Below are 1,216 nucleotides of genomic sequence, written 5' to 3'. Positions count from 1 at the left end.
GGGTCAATCCTGAACACAACGACGATTTCATCCTTGTGGATTTCGACGCGCTTGACCAGACCCAATACGATCCTGCGCTTCGTCTCAAGATCAATAGTGTCCAGGTTTTCGCTGACGGCGCCTGCAAATTCCTCGAGCCGATTGATGACCAGAAACAGTTCGCTTTGCACCGCGCCTTGCTGCCTGGATTCAAGGATCTGCTGGTCAATCTGCTCAAGCCGATTCCTCAACTGCTGCATCTTCGGCTCGAAGTCGGACTTATCGAGGATGCCGTCCGCATAGCTGTCGATCAGCCGGGACTTTCCCTTTTCCAGCTGCAGCCGCTGCTTTTCTAGGTTGCTTGTGTCGAAGGCACTCTTCTCGTTGCGCTCCATCATATCCAGTCGACGCTCGTATTCGCTCTTCAAGCGTTCTGGATGCTTGAGCAATTCCACAACCTGCTGCCATACCAGCTCATCGAGCCTGTCTGTTCGTACCTGCAGATTGTCACAGATGCGGTGGCCGCCGAAACGGTAGGCATCGGTCCCAACACAGCGGTAATAGGCGTAGTCCCGCTGATGCCCCTTAGCCGCAGCCTTGCTCACCTTCTTTGCGTAATAGGCGTAATGGCACTGGCCGCATACCGTCAACCCTTGCAGCAGGCGTAGCGGTGCACTCTCTCGCCTCTGGCGCGCGAGCTTGCGGTTCTCGGCAAGCTGTTCCTGAGCCGCCTGGAACAGCGCCTCACTGACGATAGCCGGTACCGGGATCTCGATCCAGTCCTGCGGTTCGGTGCGTGTTGTCGAGTACGGCTTTCTGGGCACGTCAGCACTGTGGCGCTGTGCACGCACGCGGACCTGCAGGTGATCGCGCGACTGCGTCTTGCCGAACGCAGCTCGCCCCATGTACGCAGGATTGCGCAATATGCCCCACACCACACTACGGTCCCAGTACGGCTTGCCCGACGCCGTCACGGTACCCGACTCGGCCAGGCGGCGTACCACGTCCCCTATGCTCAAGCGGTCCATCCCTACCCACTGGAAAATCGCCCGGACCGTTGCAGCCTGGGGCAACTCGATAACGTACCGGGCCGGCGTTCCGTCGAGTTGCCGGCGAATGTAGCGGTAGCCGTAGGGCGCGCCGGACAGGACATTGATACTGCCGCGCTTTGCGCCGTGAAGCTTGCCACGACGGTGACGCTCGGCGATCTTCGCCCGCTCGTATTCTGCGTTTTGCA

At 59.4% G+C, this 1,216-nt stretch carries 1 protein-coding gene; it reads right to left on the bottom strand.

Annotated features, from left to right (window positions below; genetic code table 11):
- A partial coding sequence (locus AC07UK_RS38775; protein WP_494688353.1) for a recombinase family protein occupies positions 1-1,216 on the bottom strand: 1,216 nt, incomplete at both ends.

The sequence above is a fragment of the Cupriavidus sp. GW821-FHT07C08 genome (genome assembly GCF_059419025.1).
Note: the sequence above shows the minus strand (reverse complement) of the source record. Positions and strands in the feature narration are given on the sequence as shown.